Source organism: Microbacterium sp. NPDC078814, assembly GCF_040702645.1.
Classification (GTDB): domain Bacteria; phylum Actinomycetota; class Actinomycetes; order Actinomycetales; family Microbacteriaceae; genus Microbacterium.
In genome coordinates, this window is record NZ_JBFBLT010000027.1 from 1 (window position 1) to 3,949 (window position 3,949).

Consider the following 3,949-nt stretch of genomic DNA (forward strand, 5'->3'; position numbering starts at 1 on the left):
TCGAGGATGGGGACAGCGCCCGGATGCCAGATCGTCGCTCGCCACAATCGACGCACGGAGTTACTTCTTCCAGGTGGGGATCTTGTTGAGCTCGGCGGCTTTCATGCCCTCCGATGTGATCGTGACGCCGCGGCGCTTGAGGCCCCAGCCGATCGCAGCCCACAGACCGCCATCCGTGATGTGTTCCTTCACCAGCTCTCCGGTGCGAGGGTCGCGGAAGATCGCGAAGATGCGGTCCTTGTCAGGCTTCTGCCCATCCGTCTGTTTCACATACAGTGCGTCGAACATGGGGAACTCCTTAGTCTTGAGGGCCGCAGTCGCCCCGCCACCAGCGGGGGCGGGGTCGTTGCGGTGGTTGTCCCGTGCGGGGTCGTACTCGAAGTGCCACGGCTCGACGAGCGTGCGGCGACCGTTCACCCACCGGTAAACCGTCTGGAACCAGCCGTGATCGTTCATCAACGCCACGTCACGCTCATCCGTGTCCTTCGCGCGTCCCATCTGGTGCACGCTCGGCGTGTCCGGGTGCAGAGCAATCGGCGCCCCAAACCTCAGGTAGTGCTGCCAGTGCTCGTTCTGCTGCTCCCACGACCGGCCCGCCTCAGTGATCTGCTGCGGGTGACCCAACGCACGATCAATCCGCGCCTGAGACTTCGCCGCTTCGACTTCAAGCCAACCCCGACCGTGACCGATGTCAACCTTCGTCAGTGTTCCGCCCATGCTGCTACTCCTGTCACGTTGCGGGGCCGATGAGACCGTTGAAGCCGATCCAGGTGGGCACCGTTCGCCCGGTGCCGAAGTAGATCGAGATGTCGCCGTTCGCGGCAATCTCACCGCGGACTAGGGCTGCGGCGTCGGCGGTGACCGCGTTCGTGGTGAACACGGCGTCGGTCGTGCGCGGGGGCCGCGACCCGACAGGCAGGGTGCCGACGACTACGCCGGACGCGAAGCTGCCGGAGGCGCGCTCGAGGCGGAACCGGACGGCGATGAACCCGTTGAGGACCCGCACCTGGGCGGTGTGCCCGGACTGTGCCTGCACACCGGATGCGACGGTGATCGCCTGCCAGCCGGTGTCAGCGGTGCGCCCATCGACGTACTGCTTCGTCGCCGCGTGTGCGTCTGCCGTCGGAGCGCCGATGGTGATCACGCCACCTGCGTCGCGCTGCACTAGCGTGTCCGCCGTCGCTGTCATGGCGGCGGGAAGCTGGGTCAGCGGCACCTTCCCGCTCTGCAAGTCCGCCTTCGCGGCGATCATCGCTTCGAGTTGGGCAGTGTCGATACTGTCCGCCGCGGCTTCCGCACGCACAGCCTGAGCGGTCGCGTTCGATGCCGAGTTGGACGCCGCCGTCGCCGCCGAAGATGCTGTGGACGCGTGCCCTTGCGCCTGGGCGGTGTAGCTCGCAGCGGCCGCCGTAGCCGCGGTTACAGCTCGCTGCTCGACGCCTTCCCCCGCGGCTTCAATTTCCGCGACCTGAGCGTTCCCGGCGGCGACGACCTGAGCCACGACGCCCTGCGCGCGCAGGTACACCGACTCCCACTCGGCCAGCTCGCTCCCGGGGTTGGTGGAGACGTGCGCGACGGTGGTGATGTCGCGGGTGTCCTCGGGGCCGGTGTAGACGGGGAGGACGAACCGGAACGGGGTGGGGTTGCCGAGCGGGGACGTGATGGCCGCTTCCCACAGGAACGCGGAGAATCCCAGCTCCGGGTCGACGGTCGCTGGAAGATCCTGCCACCGCTCCCCCGCACCATTGACCAGGTAGCCGTCGTCGTCGGTCTGGCACTCGAACTGCTGCAACAGCAACGACACCGGGTCGGTGTTCTGCAGGGTGCGCAGCGTCACATCATCCAGAAGGGCACGGAACCGGACCCGCAGGCCCCGAACCGGCGTGTACACCGGCTCGGAGCCATCACCCGGGATGCCCTGCACAGCTTGAAGGAATCGTCCTCGGACGCGTCCCAGTGGGTAGACCATGTTCACTCCTTCGTTAGCTGAGCGGGGCACGGAAGCCGGTGAAGTCCAGCCACGCCACCGTCCCGGTATCCAAGGCCGACAACAGCACCTGCACGCGCCCGTCCGTGCCGATCTCGACCCGGGCGTCCGGGATCGGGTTCGCCGCCGTCATCTGCTTGACCACCAAGCCCCGCAAGAAACGGGTTGCCGAGTAGTACCCCGGGCGCAGGTAGCCGAGCGTGATCGCCCCACCCGACGAGGTGAAAGACCCATCAACCATTCCCCGCATCTCGAGGTACCCGCCGGCGATGCGTGCACCGAATGCCTCGGACCCCGACGCGCGAGGTGTCGCGTTCGACGGCCACCCGGTGATCGCGGTCGACGCCCACCCGGAGTCACCCCAGAGCGCGTCCTGCGCCATCGCCTGGTTCACGTACGGCGTCGCGCCCATGTGCAGGGTCCAGAACGTGTACGCACGCCCGCCCGTGGGACCAGTCGACATGCCGAACACGAGCGACGGTTCCCCCTGCGGGCCGCGGCCAACCGCGAGACCTTCCGGTTCCGAGAACCCCGCCAATACGCCAGCACCCGGAGACCGTCGCGCCAACTCCACCGAACGCTTCAACGTCACCGTGGACGTCGCCGGGTCCAACCGCCAAACCTGCGCCGGGTACACCGGGCTGTTCGTCTCCGAACTGCCCGACAACACGTACCACTGGCCGTCGAGCAGAGCGAACCCCTGCCCGAAATAGTCCGACCCCCAGGTGTGCTCGAACACGTCCATCGGCGCGTCCACACCAGCGACCAGATCAGCACGCCGGTACCGGGAGAACCGGAACTTCGTGTCCGTGATGTTCTTCCGAACACCGACCTCATCGTTCACGTCGTCATAGTGAACAGACGTGTAATCGCCACCCGAGATCAACGCGACCTTGTACGCCGACGCGTACGACCACGCCCGGGTAGCACCCTGAGACCACGGCACACGCACGACGTTGTAGCGGCCGGCGCCGGAGGCGATCGCCTCGTTGATGAAGGACGACCACACCCAAATCTGGCCGAAGTCGTCGACCTCGATGAACACGCTCGTGCCGTGCCCGGCGTCCAACAGCGTCATCTCGCCGACGTACGACCCGTCCGGGGTGCACCGCACGATCACCGTCGACTCCCGCGCCCCAGTCGAACCGGCACCGATCTGCGAGTACCAAATCTCCCCACCCAGCGCGGACACCACGTCCACGGACTGCATCACCCGCACCTCAGAGGCGGGACGCTGCGCCCGGGCACCGAACTCCAACCGCGCCGAGCCGAGGTCGAACCGTGCACGATCCGCCCGCAAAATGTCCTGCACCGCCGCGTGCACCGGAGACGACTCCGACGCCAGATACGACGCAACCGCCGACTGCGCCGGCACCGCATCCACACCCGGAGCGCCCTGCTCCCCCGGCTTACCCTCCGGCCCCCGCGGACCCGTGACATTACCCAGATAGGCGAGCTTCGACGCCTGGTTACGAAGCATCTCCCCCGTAACCGAGTTGATCCACACCGCCCCCACCGGCCACTCAACCGGACGCGTCGGCGAATAGATCACCTGCGCAACCCGCCACGACTGATCGATCAGCTCGTTGATCCAGCCGCCCGTCATCGGCACGAAGATCCGATACAGGTCAAGCTCAACCCGACCACCAGCAACATCAAGCCAATGCGCCGTCACCTGGTAAAACGTGTCACCCTGGATCAGATCATTCGGCGTCAACCGAACCGCGAACTCACCCTCCGCATCCGGCGACACCCTCACAGGCGCCGTCGAAAACAACGCCCCATCCGCGACCGACGCAGCAGCACCAGTACCAGGACGCGACAAACGGAACTCAAGCTCCACCTGCTCAGCCCACAACGGAACCTGAGCCGCATCCGTAAGCCGACCGCGCACAAGAACACGGGAATCAGTCATCGGTGCCTCCACCTAAAGCTCTGGCAGGCGCAACCGCGACCCGCTAT

Annotated in this window: 3 protein-coding genes; all 3 read right to left on the minus strand. The window is 66.4% G+C overall.

From position 1 onward, the window contains the following. Positions 1 to 60: 60 nt before the first annotated feature. The 3 genes from AB0300_RS18635 to AB0300_RS18645 are packed head-to-tail and all read right to left on the minus strand — an operon-like array spanning position 61 to position 3,902. Positions 61 to 717 carry a hypothetical protein gene (locus tag AB0300_RS18635; RefSeq protein ID WP_366216664.1) on the minus strand — a complete coding sequence of 219 codons (657 nt, stop codon included), beginning with the start codon at positions 715 to 717 and terminating at the stop codon, positions 61 to 63. Between the two features lie 13 nt (positions 718 to 730). Continuing rightward, positions 731 to 1,969, minus strand: a complete 1,239-nt coding sequence (locus tag AB0300_RS18640; RefSeq protein ID WP_366216665.1) for a hypothetical protein — start codon at positions 1,967 to 1,969, stop codon at positions 731 to 733. Positions 1,970 to 1,982: 13 nt separating this feature from the next. Continuing rightward, positions 1,983 to 3,902 carry a hypothetical protein gene (locus AB0300_RS18645; RefSeq protein WP_366216666.1) on the minus strand — a complete coding sequence of 640 codons (1,920 nt, stop codon included), beginning with the start codon at positions 3,900 to 3,902 and terminating at the stop codon, positions 1,983 to 1,985. Positions 3,903 to 3,949: the final 47 nt, after the last annotated feature.

Coding starts and splice junctions, on each gene's coding strand:
- AB0300_RS18635 (WP_366216664.1), bottom strand. CDS start 717: ATGGGCGGAACACTGACGAAGGTTGACATCGGTCACGGTCGGGGTTGG.
- AB0300_RS18640 (WP_366216665.1), bottom strand. CDS start 1,969: ATGGTCTACCCACTGGGACGCGTCCGAGGACGATTCCTTCAAGCTGTG.
- AB0300_RS18645 (WP_366216666.1), bottom strand. CDS start 3,902: ATGACTGATTCCCGTGTTCTTGTGCGCGGTCGGCTTACGGATGCGGCT.